The following is a 19,477-nucleotide window of genomic DNA, read 5'->3' as shown; positions in this document are numbered from 1 at the left end:
AGGGGATTTCAAAAGCCGCTTTAGCCGACACATTACTTCCATCGCCCCAAAACTTGCTGATTTAACCATATTCATGCAAGGTAATTGCACATAAGGAGACATTTCATGACCCTTTCGTGCTTTCCCCGAAATCTTATTTTGGCCTGCATGCTGCTTGGCATCACCCTGTTAAACCCGGCTGCAGCCATCCAGAATATTGGATTTCCGGACGATCAGCGACTTGTTGTTGGCAAGGCCGATCTATCGCAATTCCAGATGGCGCAGAAGGCGTTGCATAATGCGCTGATCACACTTTTGAAATTTGACGGTGTCGACGGTGAATCAAAAGGGCGCGATGCTGCGTTGAATGCTATCAGCACCAACGCACAAATCATTGAGGGCATCGCAAAACGCGCAGGAAACAAGGATGTCGTGACCTTCATGGCGACCCTTAAAAGCTGGTCGACATCGGGAGATGCTGATGATCGGGCGCCCAAGTTGGTGAAACAAATAGAAGCCAGTCTTTTGGGCTTGATGGTAGAAATCAAATGACCCGTTTGTTGCTGCAGGCGCTGGCAATTTTGTTGTTCAGCGTCTCTTCCGGTGTGGCTCTTGCGAATTGTGCTGATTATGGTTCTGCTGCAGTGGCGCAACAGAATGAGAATACTGCGCTGGGTTGCGGATTTTCCGGCTTGCGCTGGCATAGCGATGCGGCTGGTCATGCCGGGTTCTGCCGGTTGGTGGGTGAGGGGACGGCATCCGGCGAAACCGCAATTCGCGAAGCGCAATTGGCCAAATGCCGACCGGCGCAGGTTGTGGAGCCGGCGGAAGTTGTGGAGCCAGCGGAAGTTGTGGAGAGTGACAATGCTCAGCCCTCTCAATGTCAGCGCTCCGAGATTGCAGAAGGCAAAGGTGCTACCAACGGGAGCGCACGGAGCGCAGCCCATAGTACGTTGGGTCGTCCCCGGGCCGAAATGATGAATGCCGGGCTGACCCAATGCATGTACAACGATCTGGGATGCACGGGTGCTAACGGCGATCGTACCTGTTTTTTGTCCGTGGAATGTTGCGCAAAGTGACCCCGGCGGCCATTGGCTAGAGATTTTCTTGAACCAGGGCCCTCTAGGCTGAAAACAGCCCAGCAAACTGATCCCGCAGTGCTTTCTTCTGCACTTTGCCCATCGTGTTGCGTGGTAGTTCGGGCAAGATGATCAGTTTTTGTGGTTGCTTGAAGCGTGCCAGAGATTTGCTGATATTGGAAGTGATGGCGGCAAGGTCAGGTTCAGCGCTGCCATTGGCAACAATGATGCCGACAACAGATTCACCAAAATCGGGGTGTGGCACGCCGATGACGGCGCTTTCCAGGACTCCATCCTCCTGATCCAGCAGCAACTCGATCTCTTTGGGATAGATGTTGTATCCGCCCGAGATGATGAGATCCTTGTTGCGACCTACGATTTGCAGATAGCCATCGCTGTCAATCTGCCCAAGATCTCCGGTGATGAAGAACCCGTCTGCGCGCAATTCCTCAGCCGTTTTTTCGGGCATTTGCCAATAGCCCTTGAACACATTCGGCCCGCGAATTTCAATTTCGCCGATGTCACCTTGCGGCAGTGTTGCACCGGTTTGGCTGTCAGTGATTTTCAACTCAACCCCCGGCAATGGGAACCCGACCGTACCGGCGCGTCGTTCGCCAAAATAGGAGTTGGACGTGTTCATGTTTGTCTCGGTCATGCCGTAGCGTTCGAGAATTTTATGGCCGGTTCGCTTTTCAAACTCGATATGGGTTTCGGCCAGAAGCGGGGCGCTGCCCGACACGAATAACCGCATGTGACTGGCAAGCTCTTTTGTGAAGCGGCTGTCGCCCAGAAGCCGTGTGTAAAATGTGGGCACGCCCATCATTGTTGTTGCGCGGGGGAGGTGGGCAACGATGGCGTCCAAATTGAATTTGGGCAGGAAGATCATCTGACCTCCCGCCAGCAGAGTGATGTTCGATGCAACAAACAGCCCGTGCGTGTGAAAAATAGGGAGCGCATGCAGCAACACATCTTTTGCGCTGAATTGCCATTCTGAAACCAGTGCCCGCGCATTAGACAGCAAATTGTCCTGTGTCAGCATCGCGCCTTTGGACCGGCCCGTTGTGCCTGATGTATAAAGAAAGGCAGCCAGATCGTCTTCAGTCCGTGCCACGGTTTCGAAGATTTCGGGCATTGCCTCTGCCTTAGCAGGAAACGTACCCGAACCATCTTCATTTATGGTTTCCAGAACAGCGCCACATGCTTTGGCGACAGGCGCTAACCCTTCCGCATTCTTTTGATCGCACAGCAAAATGCGCGCGCCGCTGTCTTCAACAAAGTATGTCACTTCATCAGCGGTATAGGCCGTGTTCAACGGAAGAAACACGATACCCGTCTGCGCACAGGCGGCATAGACAGCCAGAGCCTGTGGTGATTTTTCAATTTGAACAGCGGCCCGGTCTCCCGGCTTGAGGCCAATCTGTGTCAGCAAATGGGCGTATCGTGCAGCCATTTTAAGGAAGGCCGCATGAGTTATGATTTCGCCGTCCTGCAGGAGCAGGAACGGTGTGTGTTTGCCGTGATGCTGTCCAAAAAGGGTGTCGTAGAGAGGATTAGCCATCATCAAGCTCCTGCTTTCAATATTCAGTCAACGCATAGAGCGTGCGGGCATAGGCCGTTCGAAAGTCACCAAATCTACTCATATCGCAGTTCCCATGACCGCATCTGGCAACCAGGTGGCCAGTCCCGGAAAGATGCAAAGCAGGATGATTGCCAAAACCATACAGGCCACAAAGGGAAGTGATCCAGTCAGGATTGTCTTTAGCGAGATATCCGGAGCTATGCCGTTGATGACATAAAGGTTGAGACCGACCGGCGGAGAGATCAATCCGATTTCCATATTGATCGTCAGAATAACTGCGAACCAGATCGGATCGAAACCGGCTGTGGTGATGATTGGCAACAGAATGGGGGCTGCCATCAGGATCACGGCAACAGGTGGCAGAAAGAAGCCGGCAATCAGCAGGAAGACATTCACGGCGCCCATCAGCACCCATGGGTTCACGTCCAGTGTTCCAATCCATGCGGCGATTGATTGCGTGATGAACAGGCTCGACAGCATGTATGAGAACACACCAGCTGCTGCAATGATGAACAGGATCATCACGCTTTCCCTGGTGCTGTCCCGCAACACCACCCAAAGGTCTTTCGGGTTCCACAATTTATAGATCAGCATTGCGATCAGGAGGCAGAGCAGGGCGCCCACGGCGGCTGTTTCAGATGGCGTGGCGACACCGCCATACATGGCATAGAGAACGCCAAGAATGATCAGGAGGAACGGAATAACGCGGGGAAGAATTTCAAATTTTTCTTTCCAGGTATAGCTTCCGGACGCGAGCAATGCCCTGTCACCGGACTTCCAGGTGGAATAAAGCGACCAGGCCATAAACAGTGTAACCAGCAGCAAGCCGGGAATGACGCCGGCCAGAAAGAGACGGCCAATTGATGTCTCTGTGGCAATACCATAAACGATCATCGTCACTGACGGCGGGATGAGAATTCCCAATGTACCACCAGCGGCAATTGACCCGGCTGCCACGCCGTCCGGATAGCCGCGTTTGCGCATTTCCGGGATGCCCATTTTACCAATGGCAGCGCAGGTTGCCGGACTGGATCCGGACATGGCCGCGAACAAGGCGCAGGCACCCAGATTCGAGATGACAAGGCCGCCGGGAACGCGGGTCAGCCAACGTTCCAGAGCTTCATACAAGTCAGCCCCGGCGCGGGTTGATGCGATGGACGAGCCCATAATGATGAACATCGGAATTGACAAAAGCGCGAAATTATCAAGTTTGCCGAACAGGATTTCAGGCAGCAGCTCCAAAGACCGCATGCCGTCAAAAATCATCAGGAATCCGGTGGAAACGATGAGCAGTCCAAGGGCGACCGAAACGCCTGAGAAGAGTACGAAAATGGTGGAAACGGCGACAACTGCGCCTAATGCGAGCGGATCCATTACGCCTCCTCCAAACCAAAAGGGGTGTCAATCTTTGTGACAACAGCGATGAGGTCGGCAATTAACTGCAGCAGGAACAGGGCAAATCCGATTGGCAGTGCTGCATAGGGTATCCAAAGGCGAACGCCCCAGATGGTGTCAGACTTCCAGTTTTTCTCAAAGGCCAGATGCCAGAACTCGAAGCCATACCAAAGCATGATTGCCACCATCGTGATGGAGAGTGTCAGGGTAAACAGCGCCATGATGAAACGTGCGCGTTTGCCAAGTGACAGTGGAATGAGATCCACATTTACATGTCCTCTCAAATGCTGGACGTAAGGCAATCCAATCAAGGTCGCGGCAATAGCGAGGTAAATGACCGCCTCCGTTTGCCAAATGGTAGAGCCATTCAGTACGAAGCGGATGAAAATCATCTGGCAGGTAATTCCTACCGCAGCGACAATCATCGCTGCTGAACACCATCCGGCAATCGTAGAGAGTGCAGCCACAATCCGCAGGAACGGGTTATTGCCCGTACGCGATGCGACGGCCGCGCTTTGGCCAGCCATAGCGGGTTTCCTTCAAATTTTAGGGCGTGTATTCGAAAGGCCGCCCTAAGGCGGCCTTCCAGATAAGGATTACTCGACAGACAAAGCCATATCGAGAAGCGCCTGACCATCCGGCACTTCTTCTACGAAGGCCTTATAGGATGTTTCCTGCGCTAATGCGCGCCATGCGGCAAAGTCTTCCGCAGACATTTGTGCAATTTCGACACCAGCATCACGGAAGACCTGCTCGGATGCAGCATCCTGCTTTTTGGCTTCCGCCAGATAATAGGCCTCAGCTTTTGCTGCAGCGGCTGTCAATGCGGCTTGCTGTTCAGCATTCAGGCCTTCAAAGGCTGATTTGTTCATCAGCAGTGGCTGATACATGAACCACAGCGCAACATCACCGGCAGGCGTGTAGCAGCTTACCTGTTCGTAAATCCGATAAGACACAAACGAGGATGATGAGGTGTTTGCTGCATTCAGAACACCTGTCTGCATGGCATTGTAGATTTCCGAGGAGGCCATGGATGCGATGGACGCACCGGCACCAGCCAGCATTTGTTCAAATGCCTTGCCAGCCGCGCGGGTCTGCAAGCCCTTTACGTCTTCCGGTGCCGTGATGCATTTGTCTTTGCCGACAAAACCACCAGCCAGATAGCCATGAACAAGAACCATGACGTCATCATCGGCCATTTTTTCCTCAAGAGCGGCCATGAAAGGCGATGCGCTCAGACGGGCTGCGTGATCGTGGTTTTTGACCAGGCCAGGCATCAGCGTCAGATTGAATGCAGGCTGTTGTCCGCCTGCATAGCTCAGCGGCAAGACGGCCATATCAAGTTGGCCACGGCTGAGCGGGCGATACTGCTCGCGCGGCTTGAACAATGATTTTGATCCAAAGATTTGAATCTCAAGATCAACCCCGGCGCCAGCTACTTCGTCGGCGACAATTTGAGCCACTTCGTGGCGAATGTCCTTGTTTGACCATTGATGCGACAGACGAAGCGTTTCAGCGCTTGCGGCTGTTCCGAATCCAAAGCAGGCCACAAGGGCTGCTGTCGTCAGAAATTTCGTTTTCATAGTTTCCTCCGTAAGTGTGACCAGATTTTCTCCGGCTCTATCTACCGCTCCTTTCATATTTTGCATCCTACGTCAACTTTATTGTATACAATCTTACTAATATTGCATTTAATATGCGCGCTGTGCTATGCATTTTTTATGGAACTCAGACGTGCAGACAAGATTGCCGAAACGCTGGAACAGCTGGTGTTTGCGGGGGAATACCAGAACGGCGAGCGGTTGGATGAACATAAGCTCGCCGAGTATTTCCGCGTGTCGCGCACGCCCATTCGAGAGGCGCTTCAGGTCCTGGTCTCTTCCGGCATGGCGGAGCAGATTCCGCGGCGCGGCGTGTTTGTCCGGCAGCCGGGCCCTGTTGAACTCATGGAAATGTTTGAGACCATGGCCGAACTGGAAGCGGCTTGCGGTCGCTTTGCAGCTTCACGGATAACGGATGCAGGTTTGCAGCAACTCGTTGATGCCAACCATAATTGCCAGCAGGCCATCGAAGCGCAGGACCACGGGCGTTATTATGCTGAAAACGAAGTGTTCCATCAGGCCATTTATAAAGCTTCGGCAAATGGCTATCTGGAAAAGCAAGCGTTGCAGCTTCAAAACCGCCTGAAACCCTATCGCAAAATACAGCTTCGATTTCGTGGCCGGTTGGCTCAATCAATGGCAGAGCACGTTGCAATTGTAACAGCGTTGCAAGATGGCGATGCGGAAAAAGCGTCTGACGCTTTACGGCGCCATGTTGCTGTACAGGGTGAGAAGTTCCACCAGTTAATGGCCAGTCTGAACACTTAAATCGTCACGCCGGTAATCCTGATCTCAACACGGCAATTGAATAGGTTTGTTTCCTGATTGCCGGGCTGCCTGACCGCCTGACTGCATCCCTGCCTGACAGATGTCGGCTCTGTCTCTGGCATCTTTTTTCCTTCCAAATCCTGTGAACGCAATATGAACGATCGGTTCCAAAATGGTTCAGGCGCGGCGGGGCATGGTGTCTTCATCGAAACGCAATCAAGCGGTTTTGAAGCAGACCAAACCAAACCAGACACTCGGGAGAGAAACCATGAAACGCCTTACCCTTATCGCAACAGCAGTCGCACTCTTCACCAACTTTTCGGCCCCTGCACTGGCCAATGGCATCAACATTGAACAATTCGGCTTCGGCAATGCAGCCGGTGGTGGCCAGGTTGGTTTTGGAAACCAGATCGGTGTTTTCCAGGACGGTCTTTTCAACAACTCCATTACTGAACAGTTCGGCAATGGCAATGTCGCTGCAACCGGCCAGAGCGGCATCAACAATGCAGCTGACACAGTTCAAAATGGCAATGGCAATCAGGCCGGTGTTGGCCAGTTCGGCAACAACCACAATTCAGTTCTGACACAGGACGGCAATGGCAATATCGCAGCCGGTGTTCAGGTTGGAAACAACTGCAACGCAAATGTCGACCAGACCGGTAGCGGCAATGTCGCAGCTTTTGTTCAAGCCTGCCCATAAGCCACGGTAGATCACTTGAAACAGTTAGATGCGCCGGGCGATTTTTGATCCCTGGCCATCCTGCTTTTCCAAAGAAAGGACAATATGATGACCCGTTTTAGCAAACACATGGTTTCCGGCTCTGCCGCACTTCTGGCACTCAGCCTGACTGGCGTCGCACTGGCCGGAACCAACACAGACAATGCCTCGGATGATCCGATCAGCTGTGAAATCAAAGCCACAGAAAACCGTGGCATGATCACGCTGGAAACCATGATCCACAGTGATACATCCATCAATGGTCAGTATCGCTTCAAGGTCAAAAGCGCCGGGCGTTCCGGCAGTACCAATCTGTCACAGGGCAGCAATTTCCGGGCAGACGCCGGAGAGCCGCTCCAATTGGGCCGTATGATGCTGTCTTCCGGTTCTGTCTATGATGCCAGTCTGGAAGTCACTGTCAGCGGTGTGACCTTCAACTGCGCAGAGCGCATCGGTGGTGCCACCTGACGACCGGGAACTCCATGACCTCCAAGTCTTCCCATTTAAGGGCTCCTCTTTAAGAGGGGCCCTTACTTTTTGGATTATGACAGGAGTGAGAAGCCGGATTGACTGTTTTGCACTGCCCAATCGTTGCTACACCGCGCCTTCCGAAGAGAGATGCCGCTCTTTGCGTTTTTCTCCCAACATCAGCATTGCAGGCGTCACGATGAGTGTGAGAATTGTCGCGATGATCAGCCCGCCTGCTATGGCGCTGGAGAGTTCTGTCCACCATTGAGTGGAAGGTGCGCCATAGACGACGTCGCGGGTGAAGAAATTCAGGTTCACGCCAATCACCATTGGCATCAGGCCGAGTGCAGTCGTGACTGAGGTCAGCACGACCGGGCGCAGCCGCTGTGCTCCCGTGCGCAAAGCCGCTTCCAGAGGGGATTGTCCGCTGCGTTTCAGATCGTTGTAGGTATCGATCAGGACGATGTTGTTGTTCACCACAATACCCGCCAGCGCGATGACACCGATCCCACCCATGACCACGCCGAATGGACGGCCAGTAATGACGAGACCGAGCAATACGCCTGCAACGGAGAAGACGATGGCACTCATCACCACCATCGCCTGGTAGAAATTGTTGAACTGAAGCACGAGTATCAAAACCATCAGAAACAGCGCCGTGATGAATGCTCCGGCAAGAAAAATCATGGCTTCCTGCTGGTCCTCTGCCTCACCAGCAAAGGAATAGCTGACGCCTCCCGGCAACTCGGCTGCATCAAGTGCGCTTTGCAGCGCCACGATCTGATCGTTCACCAGGACGTCCGAGGCCACATTCGCTTCGATGGTCACCACACGCTTTTCATCCACCCTGCGCAGGGTTCCAACCCGCTCGGTGGGCGCGAAAGTGACGAAGTTCGAAATCGGCACCAGACCAACTGATGTTGGTACCCGCAAATTGCCAAGCTCGGAGAGCGAGCGTTCCTCACGCGGAAAACGAACACGAATATCCAGCGCCCCGTCAGCATCCTCCGGCCGGTAATCTGCGACCGTTATGCCCTGTGTGAGGAGCTGAATGGCCTGCCCCAGCAGGCTGACATCAGCGCCGTAGCGTGCAGCTTCTTCCCGGTCCACCAGAATTGAGACTTCCACACCCGGCAAAGGCCGCGTATCCGTTACATCCGTGAAGCCGCCAATCCTTTGCATGATCTCCAGCACGTTCTCGACGGCAGCGCCCTGTTTTTCAGGGTCGCGGGCCTGAATCTGCAGGTTCACCGGCTTGCCGGAAGTCGGCCCTCCGCTTTCGGTTTGGACCTGAACGTCAATTCCCGCAATATCGGCGACGTCGCTGCGGATGGTTTCGCCGATTTGTGCAGCGGTGGCGCGTTTATCCCAATCCACAAGATCGAGCTGGATCGTGCCGATGGTCTCTTCGTCGCCCTGGCCTGCGCTCATGGTCGAGCGGGCATAAACGCTTGCAACTCCATCATATTCCAAAAGCCGGTTTTCAACTTCACGCACCAGAACGTCGCGTTCCCAGATCGAGAAATTATCCCGGGCGCGGACCTGTACCTGCATAAATTCCGGCTCAACCGAAGGGAAGAAGCTGATACCCCGGCCGAATTGTCCGTAAAGCGCAAAGCCACCCAGGAGCAGGGCTATGGCCAGTAAAAGCGTGGTGCCGGGGCGCAGGATCGCTCGTTCCAGGAGACGCACATACGCTCCTGTCGCGCCCTTGATGACGCGCGGGTCTCCCAGCTCCGCGGCGTGTAATGCTGCTTTGGCATTCGCGCTTTGGCGCTGCCGCTTGCCAATCACACCACCCACGACCGGAATGATGATGAGGGCCATGAACAGCGAGGCGAACAATGTCAAAATCACTGTGATTGGCAGAAATTTCATGAACTGGCCGACAAGGCCCGTCCAGAATAACAGGGGAAAGAAGACGGAAAGCGTGGTTGCTGTCGACGCTATGATCGGCCACGACATACGCTTTGCGGCGTAGGCATAGGCTTCTTTCCTGTCTGCGCCTTCCTGCAGTCGGCGGTCGGCCAGTTCGACGGTAACAATGGCTCCATCAACCAGCATGCCGACCACAAGAATGAGCGAGAACAGGACCACAATGTTCATCGTGTAGCCCATGACCCACAGCGCCGTAACGCCTGCAAGGAAGGCACCGGGGATTGCAAGGCCGACCAGGATGGCAGATCGCAGACCCAGAGCGAAGACGATGACGATCATCACCAGAATTATGGCGGCTATGACGTTGGCTTCCAGGTCGGACAGGAGGGTCTTGACCTGCTTACTCTGGTCCTGAAGATACGTCACCTGCAGGCTTTCCGGCCAGTCTGCCCGCAATTCGACGATCAGCGCCTTCGCCTCGGCAACGGTGTCAATAATATTGGCACCTGACCGCTTCTTGACCTCCAGCGAAATTGCTGGCTGCCCGTCAATCCGGGCGAAACTTGTGGGGTCATCATAGGTTCTGCGCACTGTTGCGACATCGCCAAACGTCACGACTGCGTTGCCGCGTACCTTGATTGGCATGTCCATGACATCTTCGATATCCTCGATCAGGCCCGGCACTTTCAAAACAATACGTCCGCCGCCTGTCTCGATGGCACCGGCTGCGATCAGGCGGTTGTTGCGCTGGAGCTGGCTGATGACCTCCTCAAAGCTCAGATTGTAGGTCTGGAAAACGGTCGGGTCTATCAGCACCTCCATAAACTCGGTCCGCTGACCACCAACATCGACCTCCAGGACACCAGCAAGACCTTCAAGCTTCTCCTGCATGTCGTCAGCAAGCATATTGAGTGTGCGTTCCGGCACCGGGCCTGACAGGACAATTGTGATGATCGGGAAGAGGGCGGTGTTGATCTCGGTAATCGTCAGATCATAGGCATCTTCCGGTAATTCGCCTTCCACCCTGTCGGCGGCCTCGCGCACCTTGTCGAGAGCCTCGTCAATGTCGCCGCCAGCTGAAAATTCCAGTTGAACGCTCGCAAACCCCTCAGAGGCCTCGCTCGACATTTTTTGCAAATCTTCGATCGCACCGAATTCGCTCTCCATTGGCTCAAGCAATAGCCGTTCCGCATCCGTCGGGCTGATCCCGTCAAGACCGGAGGAGACGTAGACCAGCGGCAGTGGGACTTCCGGGTTTGCCTCTTTGGGGATCGAGACATAGGCGTAAGCACCAACGATCAGGGTCATGATCAAGGCCATGATCACAACGCGCGTTCGCGAAAAAGCTCCGTCGATGATGGCGTTCATTCGCCGGCCTCCCGCGCCAGTTCCTGTGCCGGGCTTTCGGCTCTCTCCGGCTGAGCCTTGATGGCCTCGCCTTCGCGCACGAAACCCTGCCCGATGATAATGATCTGTGCTGTATCGGGCAGGCCTGTAACCCAGATGCCATCAACTTCGGCGCGCACGACCTGTATTTCGTAGAAGACGACTTTATTGTCTTCAACGGATTTCACCCCGGTGACCCCGTCGGGGCTTAGTGAGACCACCGAGGGCGTTACGAAATGCGCTTTCTCAGTGCCTGTCGGAATGCTGATTTCCGCAGAAATACCTGCCGGGATTGCGCCATCCGAGTTTGGCACTTCGATTTCTGCCAGGAAGGTGCGGGTTTCGGCGGATGCGGATGTGCTGACGAAGGTGACACTACCTTCCCGTTCCTCTCCGGTGATGAAGTTGACTTCAGCTGTCTGGCCGTTCCTGATGCGATTGAGCGCCTGTTGCGGAACCTGCAAGGCGACAGTTAGCGGCTGATTGTCCACGATCCGCCCCACGTCGCTTCCGGCGGATATATATTCACCCTCATCCAATGAAAGCGTCTCGATGCGCCCGGTAAACGGCGCTACGATATTTGTGCTCTCAAGTGCTTCCTGCGCCGCTGCAACGTCAGCTTCTGCTGCCGCAAGAGCCGCCCGTGCCTCGGTCACGCGATCAACTGTGGCAACGCCACGGTCTCGCAGTTCATTGGCGTTGTCGAATTCACGTTGGGCACTATCCCTTGCCTCAATCTCGCGGCGAAGGTCCGCCTGCACCCGGTTGGTGGTCAGACGGGCGATGATGTCGCCCTGCAACACATCATCCCCCTTGTTCACCAGAACTTCTGCCACGTCGCCTGACGATTCGGCACGAAGGGCGGTGTCGCGATCCGGTTGAGCCTGCCCTTCAGCCTGGAAATAAAGCGTGACGGATTCTGCGATTGATGTGCGAACGGTAACGGCAACCGGTTGTGGCTCTGATGTCTTTGCCTGATCCCCGGTCTGAACTTTCGATGGCAGGAGAAAGCCGCTGCCCATCCATGCGACGATGGCGATCAGAATGACCGCCGCAATCCAGATGGAGCGTGATGCACCCTCGTCGCTTTCAAATGTCAGCGTCTGACGCTCTTGTTTTTGTTCTTTATCTTCAGTCATGCTGGTCTCCGCATACACAGGGTGTTTCATGCCCCGTCGTTATCAGACTGGTCGGCAAGAGCGTGGCCAAGCCCTTTGCCGAGCGTCCGGTAAAAATCGGCATAGGTTTCGAGACGACTTCGAACAGCGTTGGCCTCGGCCGGCAAATCCGCAACTGTTGTTTCAATATCCTGCCTTGCACGTTCAATGCGTTTCTGTGCGTTCTCCAAAAGCCCGACAAAGGGCTGCTCGGCGAGTTGAAAATAATCCTGCCGTTCCCCTGGCATTCCCATACGTTTGATCACGCCACGGTCTTCCAGAAGCCTGACGCTGGAACTGATGCTGCCTCGGCTCACCTGGAGTTCCTTTGCCATGTCGCCAAAGGATACAGGTTTGCCATCGAACATCAGAAGGCCGAACACGCGTCCAGCGATTTTGGGCAGTGCTTCGCCCTGGGCGATCTGTCCAACTTTTTCAATGAAGTCGGTTCGGATATCTGCAAGCTTAACCATTTGTATTGGATCCAATTGAATTCACGGGCGGTAAATAGCATTCAAAACCAAGATAATCAATATGTTCAGAAATAAATGAACATATTGTATAATTAAGGTGTCCGCTTGTGGGCAGTTTGAATGAGACAGGATTGTTACGGCCTTGAAGCCAGCAAAACATTTTTACAATTGATTGGGGCGTCGGCTATGCGGCTTTTGTCCTCCAAGTCCTTCCATGTAAGGGCTCCTCTTGAAGAGGGCCCCTATTTTTTGGACTAGACCGCTACTTTGGAATTTCCTCAAGGGAGAATGCCCGAGAGGAGATGCCCTTGGCTAGGGCTTTAACGGAGGGCTCGATGCATTTCGGTCTGAACCGTTTTATTTGACAGCAATCACGATCTTGCCAACGGTGCGCCTGGTGGCCAATTGATCATATGCCACGGCGGCCTGATCCATTGGAAAGACACTATCAATGACGGGCTTGACGATACCGTCGCTGATTAACGCACCAAGTTTTGTCAACATTTCCCCGTCGGGTGACATGAAAAACCACTCGAACCGGACGCCGTATTTAGCAGCAAGTCCTTCCGTGTCCTCGCCCTTGATCGACACCAGAGTGCCGCCCTTCTTGAGCACCTTGAACGAGTTTGCCATCGTCTCGCCGCCCAACATATCCAACACGAGATCGTAATCAGACAGTTCGTCTTCGAATTTTCAGGTCTTGTAGTCGATGACCAGATCGGCGCCCAGGCTTTGAACAAGGTCTGCGTTCTTCGCACTTGTGGTCGTGGCGACATAGGCACCAAAATGCTTGGCGATCTGGATGGCATACGTGCCAACCCCGCCGGAACCTGCATGGATCAGGACCTTCTGGCCTTTTTTGAGATTGCCCTTGGTTATCAGCGCCTGCCATGCAGTCAGACCTGCTAACGGGACAGAGGCGGCGTCTGTATGGCTTAGATTCGCTGGTTTGATCGCCAGTTCGCTTTCTTTCACGCGTGCAAATTCGGCAATCGCGCCAGCGTCATCCTGATTTGGACGTGCAAAGACAGCATCGCCAATTTTGACGCTTTGAACATTCTTGCCGATCTCGACCACCTCGCCCGATACATCATAACCCATCACATGGAGGAAGGTCAGTGGCATGAGATCTTTCAGATAGCCCGCTCGCAAGATATTATCGATCGGGTTTACGCTGGCGGCGTGCACTTCAATCAGAACCGTGTCGTCTTTCAGATCCGGCTTTGCAATCTGGGCAATTACGACCGGAGCAGAATAGTCTTGGATTAATGCGGCTTTCATTGTGCACCTGTTCTTTTATGAATTGATCGTCTTGCAGATAGTATTGCGCCATCACCAAGATTATGATCCGATTTTCGAAATCACTTATGTCAAATGGGCAACAATGGTGATTGGTTGTGGTGTTTCATGGCCAGGCTTCGAGCCTGGCGGCACTTCGTAAAACAGGTAAAGATGCTGGGCAGCAGCGGGGCAGCAGATCACGTTCGGGTGTAAAGCCACCTGACACGCTGATCAGGAATTCACGGAGGGGCTCCCGCCAAAGGGAGCCCTTTTTTGACAGAAGAGTGAGGCGCAGATGGGTTAGGTGCCAGACCCGTCATCCCATGCCGCATCGCGGTGTGATCCGTCACAAAACGGTTTGTTTTTCGAGTGTCCGCAGCGACACAGCACAAACTTTGTCTGGCTTGCACCTGAGCCGTTGAACACGGCATCAAGGGCCACGTTTTTAACGCGGTATGGGCCGTTGCGTTCGACAGCAACTTCAACATCGCCATTCACCATATGCTGCGGGTCAGTTTTGAGAACTTCAAGGCGTAATGCGCCAGATGGACAATTGGACACAGCAGCCAGAAGGTCGGCCATTTTGCCCTGCTCGGGTTTCACCCATGGTTTGCGGGTCGGGTCAAAGATCGCTTCGGACGCCTTTACGCATTCAGCGGCATGAGAACACAGCACCGGCGTGTAGTGTACCGTCACGTCCGTGCCTTCAACAGCGCCTTCATAAGTTACCGGCGTGTTGCGGATATTTGCTGTATCGGAGGCGCTGGAAAATTCCCCACCATTGTGAGAGCCGTCGCAGAATGGTTTATTCGCCGACAAGCCGCACCGGCACAGCGCCATCTTGTCACCAGCCTCCATTGGGAGACCGTCAGCATCGCGCAGATTGGGTAGGTCTGTAACCATGAGAGGGCCGTTGGTGATTGGCTTAATTTTGGGGTGTGATGTCATAAATATTCCTGGTCTGGCGTTAAGAGGGTGACGGGATGAAGGGGATAAGGCGCCGCGTTGATGGTGTCATGCTACCTGCGCCTGACCCGAGATCAAGGTCAAACAGGGCAACGCCGATATGATTGTGCGGTGTTCTGCCTCCAAACGGGGCCTGGTCTGCACCCTTATGGCAGGTCACCCATGTTGATATTCATCGTACCGAAGAGGTGCGCAGTGTTGAGTTGTAACAAGGCTGTGCGTCCAGTTGAGTCATGAATGTGCCCTCCATTCTGTGTAATCGTAGATAAGCTTTCCTCGCCGATCCACAGTGCCGCTCTTGCTCGTCCTGCGGATTTTCTCCTCCCGCACGGACTGAACGCAATATGAATGGCGGGTTCCAAAATGGTTCATGCACGGCAGGGCATGTTGTCTTTATCGAAACGCAATGAAGCGGTTTTGAAACAGATAAAACCAGATGCAAAGAGGAAACAGACCCATGACCCGCGCAACACTGAAAACCACACTCGCAGCCCTGACAATTGCAACCGCCGCTGCTCTGACAGCAACACCATCCATCGCCGGTGGTTCAATCTCCGTATCGTTGACACCGCAAGATGCGGAACAGGAAAAGGCCATGCGTGCCGGCCTGACGATCTTCGGCATTGTCAATGGCATCAAGAATGGCGGCCATATCGGCCAGAACGGAAATGGCAATACGGCTGGACTTGGCCAGAATGGCAGCGGAAATCTGGGCATTGTTCATCAGGAAGGTAACGGCCACAATGGAACAGTTCAGCAGAATGGCAACAACAATGCTCACGGCTTGTTCCAGTTTGGTGAAAACACCGATGGCCATGTTGCCCAGAACGGCAATGGCGAAACAGGCGCAACTTTTCAGTTCGGATGGTAAGCCAGTTTGAATGATCCGTTTGAGCCGTATCGCCGTCGGCACTCAGCCGATAGATCAGAACATTCAAAAGCGGGTGCGTTGAAATAATCAACGCCCCGCTTTTCTTTTACGTATCCCGCTGGTCTGAGATTTCACCCAAACCAGCAGGAAAGTTATCAGCTTTCCATTGGGCCGCCAGCATCTTTCCAGTCACCAATGCCGCCCACATTCACAACGGATGTGTAACCCATATCCTGCAGGGTTTTGCCTGCAAGGGCCGCCTGGCCGCCTGCGCCACAGACAAGTGCGATTTTGGCATCTTTCTGCATTGCCTTATTGTGGAATTGCGTTTCCGGATCGGCGGCAAATTCAATAAATCCGCGCGAAATGCGCAAGGCACCCGCTATGGTTCCGCTGCTTTCGATGTCACTGGAATCGCGCACATCAACAAAAACAGTGTCGCCGGCCTTGTGGATTGCGATGCCTTCTTCGGCGTTGACGCGGGTGACGGAACTGTTTGCAGCTTCAAGATAGTCTTTTGCAGTTTTCATGGAAATTCCCCTCCAGGATTATAAAATGGTTTCATCAGAACCAACTACATAAGGTGAGAGTTGTCCGAAACCAACTTGGATCGTCAGGAAATATCACGCAGTGATGACCGTTCTACAATACTTGTGTCAATGCGGATGCTTTCAACCGGTGCTCTGTTCCGCGCCATTTGCATGATTAACCGCGCCGCTTCCCGTCCCATGCGGCGGTGCGGCACGTGGACGGTGGTCAGGCCTGGTTCAACAGCTTCGGCCAGATCAATATCGTCAAAGCCGACGACCGATACATCATCAGGAACTTTCAGTCCGGCCTGATGCACCGCTTTCAGGGCACCTGCCGCCTGTACATCATTGCCACAGATGATGGCGGTTGGCGGCGTGTCCAGCGCAAGAAGCGTTTTTGCTGCGGCCCTGCCTTCATCAATTGTATATTCAGTCTCGACCAGATAAGGCGGCTGCAATGTCAGACCGTTTTGTTTCATGGCATTGGACACGCCCTTGATGCGTTCGCGTGCCCGGTCATTGCCTTTGGTCTCACCGCCAATCATGGCGATTTGTCGATGGCCGCGCATGATGACATGCATCGCCATATCATAGGCCGCCCGGTGATTGTCAAAACCCACATTGCAGTATGGAGAATCGGTCATTGAGGTCCACATTAGAAGAAAGGGAACGCGTCTGTCTGTCAGGAACTGGTAGGTTTCCTGTGGGCGTTCATGACCAATCAGTATCAAGCCGTCCACGCCGCGCGCTAACAAGGCTCTGATCTGTTCGGCTTCTTTTTCGGGGTCATAAAGGGATGTTGCGACCAGTAACGTGATGCCGGACAGAGACAGTTCTTCCTGAAGAACCTGCAGGCCTCGCGCAAAAATCGCATTTTCCATGGTTGGAATGATGGCGCCCACCGTATTTGTGCGGTTGGACGCCAGGGCCATGCCGCCAAAATGCGGCGTGTAGCCCAGTTCTGCGATGGCCGCCTGCACACGCGTTTTTGTTGTGTGGCGGACCTGATCCGGCAAATTCAGGCAACGGGATACTGTTGCAGTCGATACGCCGGCTAGGCGGGCGACATCATCAAGCGTTGGCAGATTACTGGCGTTCATATGATCAGACTCTAACCTTGCTTACCGAACAAGTGAAGGCGGATTGCCGACGATACTCGTTCATTCCTGCGCCAAAGGCCCGGCAGTTCTCCAGAAAACAGGATGTGACACACCATTTCTTCCTCATTGAGACCAGAGCTGAAGCTTTAGCATTTCCACATTAATAATGTAAGCGCTTGCATTTTTAAATGTAAGCGCTTACACTTTTTGAACTGCAGAAGATTGCACGCTTGGGAGGGCGTTCAAACGATGAAAAATTTTGCCAAGCAAATGCTTATCTCGTCGCTCGTTCTGTTTGTGATCTTTTTTACAAATGTAGGGTTTGGAGCTGCGGGTCGCGGCGAGTTTCTGGGGGATGTCCCACAGATGCTGCTTCTACTCGCATCCGTATGTCTGTTTGTGCTTGGCATTTTGCAATGCGAAGCACAGGCCAACGCTGTCGAAAACGTTGACGGCGAAAAAAATTAACCGGGAGGATTAGTATGAAATTGAGAAAACCACTCAACGAGATTGAGTCGCTTGAGCGACGTAACTTCATGAAACTGGCCGCTGTTGGCAGTTTCACAGTTGCGGCGGTTGTTGGTGCTGCAGGGACCATGTGGTCCTCTGAAGCTATTGCGCAGACCGCAAAAGAAGAGTCTGATCGCGAGCGCGCTGCAGACCACGTTATGACAATCGCGACTGCTTACGTGATGACTGCTGATCGCAGCTATCCGATCATGCAGCTTGATTTCAAGGAAAACATCCAGAACGCCACCAACGGAAAAGTCTACGTCAAACTGGCCCCAGGTGGTCAGCTTGGTGCCGGCGGTGCCTTGGTGCAAAAAGTACAGGGCGGTACCATTCAAGCGGCTCAGCATTCCCTGTCCAACTTTGTACCATTCGCGCCAGTGGTTGATTTGATCAACATGCCTTATTTGTGTGGCTCAAATCAGCGCTTTGTAAATCTGGTGAACTCCGATCACTGGAAGACCACTGTGAATCCACTGGTCGAAGCCAAAGGCTTTAAGCCACTTTACTATGTGGTGATTGATCCACGGGTTGTGGCTGTACGCAAAGGCGGCAAAGGCCCCGTCAAAACACCATCAGATCTTGAAGGTGTGAAGTTCCGCGTGCCTGGCTCCAAAATGCTTCAGCAATATTACCGCATGGTTGGCGCAAATCCAACGCCGGTTGCCTGGGGTGAAACACCGTCTGCGATCAAGCAGGGTGTGGCAGATGCACTCGATCCATCGGTTGGTGCGCTGTATGTCTTCGGCTTCAAGGACATTTTGAGCCACGTGACCTTTACACGTGCCGTACCTGACAGTCAGGTCTATTCCTGTAATGCTGAATGGTTCAATGCATTGCCTGCAGATGTTCAGGAAGGCATTGAATTTGCCTCTGAAATCACATCTCAGCAGAACCTTGCCAAAGTGCCTGCAGCACGCAACTTCGCCATGGCGGAACTCAGAAAATCCGGCGTGGAATTCTATTCTCCAACGTCTGATGAGTTGGCGCAATGGGAAGCTGCCGGTGGCTATCAGCGCAGCGAATGGGACGGCTTCAAAACCGAACTGGCCGGTTCAATGGGTGCCTTCGACAGTATGGTCGAAGCGGCTGGAACCCAAGGAAGAAACTACGTCCACGACGCCTAGTCGGGACGATGAAAAACCGGGCGGGGCAATTATTGCTCCGCCCTTTAAATTTGTACTGACGGTTTGCTGTGCTGGGTGAATGCCCAGGGGGAGGATGACATGCTGAAAGCTTTGGACAAAAATGCAGAGCGATGGGCTCTGCTCGTATTCTACACATTGCTTGTAGTGACGATGGCCGTGGAGGTCATACGCCGGGAAGTGTTTTCCTACTCGTCGATCTGGGGTGAGGAAATCGTTCGCTATTCCTTCATTTATCTCGCCTGGATCGGAGCTTCGGCTGCCGTGCGTGACCGGGGTCATATCCGTATCGATGTGATTTTCAATTACGTGTCTCCACGCATGAAGAGCCTGCTCTACATTTTTGGCGATCTGGTGATGCTGGCTATCGCAATTCTGGCTTTCTACTGGTCGTTTGAAACTGTCGCGGTCTCCTGGAAATTCGGCTCCGTCAGCCATGGCCTTCGGGTGTCCATGGTCTGGTTCCTGATGGCTGTACCACTGGGCTTCGGCCTCATGATGTTGCGCCTTGTTCAATCCCTCATTCGAGATGTTGCTGACCTGCGGTCAGGACGTCCCGTTTATGAGGGCGAACGCCTGTTCGATTAGGAGAA

The 19,477-nt window shown here is 53.6% G+C and carries 21 protein-coding genes; 9 read left to right on the top strand and 12 right to left on the bottom strand.

The features are described from left to right. Window positions 1-105 precede the first annotated feature (105 nt). On the top strand, window positions 106-531 hold the full coding sequence (locus tag RAL91_RS23840) for a hypothetical protein (protein ID WP_306258719.1): 426 nt from the start codon (window positions 106-108) through the stop codon (window positions 529-531). Next, window positions 528-1,058, top strand: coding sequence for a hypothetical protein (locus tag RAL91_RS23835; protein ID WP_306258718.1), 531 nt, complete (start codon window positions 528-530; stop codon window positions 1,056-1,058). Before RAL91_RS23840 ends, RAL91_RS23835 begins: the two co-directional genes overlap by 4 nt. Before the next feature lie 43 nt (window positions 1,059-1,101). Here RAL91_RS23835 and RAL91_RS23830 read toward each other — a convergent pair whose 3' ends face one another. The 4 genes from RAL91_RS23830 to dctP all read right to left on the bottom strand — a co-directional run bounded on the left by RAL91_RS23830 (window position 1,102) and on the right by dctP (window position 5,615). Further along, window positions 1,102-2,616 carry a malonyl-CoA synthase gene (locus tag RAL91_RS23830; RefSeq protein WP_306258717.1) on the bottom strand — a complete coding sequence of 505 codons (1,515 nt, stop codon included), beginning with the start codon at window positions 2,614-2,616 and terminating at the stop codon, window positions 1,102-1,104. Window positions 2,617-2,694: 78 nt separating this feature from the next. Further along, the gene (locus tag RAL91_RS23825; RefSeq protein WP_306258716.1) at window positions 2,695-4,011 is read right to left on the bottom strand and encodes a TRAP transporter large permease; all 1,317 of its coding nucleotides are present in this window, start codon (window positions 4,009-4,011) and stop codon (window positions 2,695-2,697) included. Continuing rightward, window positions 4,011-4,559 carry a TRAP transporter small permease gene (locus RAL91_RS23820; protein WP_306258715.1) on the bottom strand — a complete coding sequence of 183 codons (549 nt, stop codon included), beginning with the start codon at window positions 4,557-4,559 and terminating at the stop codon, window positions 4,011-4,013. Before RAL91_RS23820 ends, RAL91_RS23825 begins: the two co-directional genes overlap by 1 nt. 69 nt (window positions 4,560-4,628) lie before the next feature. Continuing rightward, on the bottom strand, window positions 4,629-5,615 hold the full coding sequence (dctP, locus tag RAL91_RS23815) for a TRAP transporter substrate-binding protein DctP (RefSeq protein WP_306258714.1): 987 nt from the start codon (window positions 5,613-5,615) through the stop codon (window positions 4,629-4,631). Between the two features lie 138 nt (window positions 5,616-5,753). On the opposite strand from dctP, the gene RAL91_RS23810 reads away from it, so the two are divergent. The 3 genes from RAL91_RS23810 to csgH all read left to right on the top strand — a co-directional run bounded on the left by RAL91_RS23810 (window position 5,754) and on the right by csgH (window position 7,587). Then, on the top strand, window positions 5,754-6,401 hold the full coding sequence (locus RAL91_RS23810) for a GntR family transcriptional regulator (RefSeq protein ID WP_306258713.1): 648 nt from the start codon (window positions 5,754-5,756) through the stop codon (window positions 6,399-6,401). Between the two features lie 268 nt (window positions 6,402-6,669). Further along, complete coding sequence (locus RAL91_RS23805) at window positions 6,670-7,101, top strand: curlin (RefSeq protein WP_306258712.1); 432 nt, start codon at window positions 6,670-6,672, stop codon at window positions 7,099-7,101. An 87-nt stretch (window positions 7,102-7,188) separates the two neighbouring features. Then, window positions 7,189-7,587 (top strand): curli-like amyloid fiber formation chaperone CsgH, encoded by a 399-nt coding sequence (gene csgH / locus RAL91_RS23800; protein ID WP_306258711.1) that lies wholly within the window; start codon window positions 7,189-7,191, stop codon window positions 7,585-7,587. 126 nt (window positions 7,588-7,713) lie between these two features. On the opposite strand, the gene RAL91_RS23795 is transcribed toward csgH, so the two are convergent. The 6 genes from RAL91_RS23795 to RAL91_RS23770 form a co-directional block, all read right to left on the bottom strand. After that, window positions 7,714-10,833, bottom strand: a complete 3,120-nt coding sequence (locus RAL91_RS23795; protein ID WP_306258710.1) for an efflux RND transporter permease subunit — start codon at window positions 10,831-10,833, stop codon at window positions 7,714-7,716. After that, a complete protein-coding gene (locus RAL91_RS23790; RefSeq protein WP_306258709.1) occupies window positions 10,830-11,990 on the bottom strand; it encodes an efflux RND transporter periplasmic adaptor subunit in 1,161 nt (386 codons plus the stop codon). Before RAL91_RS23790 ends, RAL91_RS23795 begins: the two co-directional genes overlap by 4 nt. Before the next feature lie 26 nt (window positions 11,991-12,016). Then, the gene (locus RAL91_RS23785) at window positions 12,017-12,481 is read right to left on the bottom strand and encodes a GbsR/MarR family transcriptional regulator (RefSeq protein ID WP_306258708.1); all 465 of its coding nucleotides are present in this window, start codon (window positions 12,479-12,481) and stop codon (window positions 12,017-12,019) included. Between the two features lie 357 nt (window positions 12,482-12,838). Continuing rightward, on the bottom strand, window positions 12,839-13,141 hold the full coding sequence (locus tag RAL91_RS23780) for a zinc-binding dehydrogenase (RefSeq protein ID WP_371932459.1): 303 nt from the start codon (window positions 13,139-13,141) through the stop codon (window positions 12,839-12,841). Between the two features lie 33 nt (window positions 13,142-13,174). Further along, a complete protein-coding gene (locus tag RAL91_RS23775) occupies window positions 13,175-13,762 on the bottom strand; it encodes an NADP-dependent oxidoreductase (protein WP_306258707.1) in 588 nt (195 codons plus the stop codon). 300 nt (window positions 13,763-14,062) lie between these two features. Then, the gene (locus RAL91_RS23770; protein ID WP_306258706.1) at window positions 14,063-14,710 is read right to left on the bottom strand and encodes a CDGSH iron-sulfur domain-containing protein; all 648 of its coding nucleotides are present in this window, start codon (window positions 14,708-14,710) and stop codon (window positions 14,063-14,065) included. Window positions 14,711-15,185: 475 nt separating this feature from the next. Between RAL91_RS23770 and RAL91_RS23765 the strand changes: the two genes are divergently transcribed. Next, complete coding sequence (locus tag RAL91_RS23765) at window positions 15,186-15,599, top strand: curlin (protein WP_306258705.1); 414 nt, start codon at window positions 15,186-15,188, stop codon at window positions 15,597-15,599. Between the two features lie 155 nt (window positions 15,600-15,754). Here RAL91_RS23765 and RAL91_RS23760 read toward each other — a convergent pair whose 3' ends face one another. Continuing rightward, on the bottom strand, window positions 15,755-16,129 hold the full coding sequence (locus tag RAL91_RS23760; protein WP_306258704.1) for a rhodanese-like domain-containing protein: 375 nt from the start codon (window positions 16,127-16,129) through the stop codon (window positions 15,755-15,757). Window positions 16,130-16,212: 83 nt separating this feature from the next. Next, window positions 16,213-17,229, bottom strand: a complete 1,017-nt coding sequence (locus RAL91_RS23755) for a LacI family DNA-binding transcriptional regulator (RefSeq protein WP_306258703.1) — start codon at window positions 17,227-17,229, stop codon at window positions 16,213-16,215. A gap of 249 nt (window positions 17,230-17,478) precedes the next feature. On the opposite strand from RAL91_RS23755, the gene RAL91_RS23750 reads away from it, so the two are divergent. The 3 genes from RAL91_RS23750 (at window position 17,479) to RAL91_RS23740 (ending at window position 19,472) form a co-directional block, all read left to right on the top strand. Next, a complete protein-coding gene (locus RAL91_RS23750; RefSeq protein WP_306258702.1) occupies window positions 17,479-17,697 on the top strand; it encodes a hypothetical protein in 219 nt (72 codons plus the stop codon). A 14-nt stretch (window positions 17,698-17,711) separates the two neighbouring features. Continuing rightward, window positions 17,712-18,866, top strand: coding sequence for a TRAP transporter substrate-binding protein (locus tag RAL91_RS23745; RefSeq protein WP_306258701.1), 1,155 nt, complete (start codon window positions 17,712-17,714; stop codon window positions 18,864-18,866). 99 nt (window positions 18,867-18,965) lie between these two features. Further along, window positions 18,966-19,472, top strand: a complete 507-nt coding sequence (locus tag RAL91_RS23740; RefSeq protein WP_306258700.1) for a TRAP transporter small permease — start codon at window positions 18,966-18,968, stop codon at window positions 19,470-19,472. The last annotated feature ends 5 nt before the right edge of the window (window positions 19,473-19,477 follow it).

It is taken from the genome of Pararhizobium sp. IMCC21322, assembly GCF_030758295.1.
Taxonomy (GTDB): domain Bacteria; phylum Pseudomonadota; class Alphaproteobacteria; order Rhizobiales.
Note: the sequence above shows the minus strand (reverse complement) of the source record. Positions and strands in the feature narration are given on the sequence as shown.

Coding starts and splice junctions, on each gene's coding strand:
- RAL91_RS23770 (WP_306258706.1), bottom strand. CDS start 14,710: ATGACATCACACCCCAAAATTAAGCCAATCACCAACGGCCCTCTCATG.
- RAL91_RS23755 (WP_306258703.1), bottom strand. CDS start 17,229: ATGAACGCCAGTAATCTGCCAACGCTTGATGATGTCGCCCGCCTAGCC.
- RAL91_RS23835 (WP_306258718.1), top strand. CDS start 528: ATGACCCGTTTGTTGCTGCAGGCGCTGGCAATTTTGTTGTTCAGCGTC.
- RAL91_RS23775 (WP_306258707.1), bottom strand. CDS start 13,762: ATGAAAGCCGCATTAATCCAAGACTATTCTGCTCCGGTCGTAATTGCC.
- dctP (WP_306258714.1), bottom strand. CDS start 5,615: ATGAAAACGAAATTTCTGACGACAGCAGCCCTTGTGGCCTGCTTTGGA.
- RAL91_RS23840 (WP_306258719.1), top strand. CDS start 106: ATGACCCTTTCGTGCTTTCCCCGAAATCTTATTTTGGCCTGCATGCTG.
- RAL91_RS23795 (WP_306258710.1), bottom strand. CDS start 10,833: ATGAACGCCATCATCGACGGAGCTTTTTCGCGAACGCGCGTTGTGATC.
- RAL91_RS23830 (WP_306258717.1), bottom strand. CDS start 2,616: ATGGCTAATCCTCTCTACGACACCCTTTTTGGACAGCATCACGGCAAA.
- RAL91_RS23785 (WP_306258708.1), bottom strand. CDS start 12,481: ATGGTTAAGCTTGCAGATATCCGAACCGACTTCATTGAAAAAGTTGGA.
- RAL91_RS23750 (WP_306258702.1), top strand. CDS start 17,479: ATGAAAAATTTTGCCAAGCAAATGCTTATCTCGTCGCTCGTTCTGTTT.
- RAL91_RS23760 (WP_306258704.1), bottom strand. CDS start 16,129: ATGAAAACTGCAAAAGACTATCTTGAAGCTGCAAACAGTTCCGTCACC.
- RAL91_RS23805 (WP_306258712.1), top strand. CDS start 6,670: ATGAAACGCCTTACCCTTATCGCAACAGCAGTCGCACTCTTCACCAAC.
- RAL91_RS23820 (WP_306258715.1), bottom strand. CDS start 4,559: ATGGCTGGCCAAAGCGCGGCCGTCGCATCGCGTACGGGCAATAACCCG.
- csgH (WP_306258711.1), top strand. CDS start 7,189: ATGACCCGTTTTAGCAAACACATGGTTTCCGGCTCTGCCGCACTTCTG.
- RAL91_RS23810 (WP_306258713.1), top strand. CDS start 5,754: ATGGAACTCAGACGTGCAGACAAGATTGCCGAAACGCTGGAACAGCTG.
- RAL91_RS23740 (WP_306258700.1), top strand. CDS start 18,966: ATGCTGAAAGCTTTGGACAAAAATGCAGAGCGATGGGCTCTGCTCGTA.
- RAL91_RS23825 (WP_306258716.1), bottom strand. CDS start 4,011: ATGGATCCGCTCGCATTAGGCGCAGTTGTCGCCGTTTCCACCATTTTC.
- RAL91_RS23790 (WP_306258709.1), bottom strand. CDS start 11,990: ATGACTGAAGATAAAGAACAAAAACAAGAGCGTCAGACGCTGACATTT.
- RAL91_RS23765 (WP_306258705.1), top strand. CDS start 15,186: ATGACCCGCGCAACACTGAAAACCACACTCGCAGCCCTGACAATTGCA.
- RAL91_RS23745 (WP_306258701.1), top strand. CDS start 17,712: ATGAAATTGAGAAAACCACTCAACGAGATTGAGTCGCTTGAGCGACGT.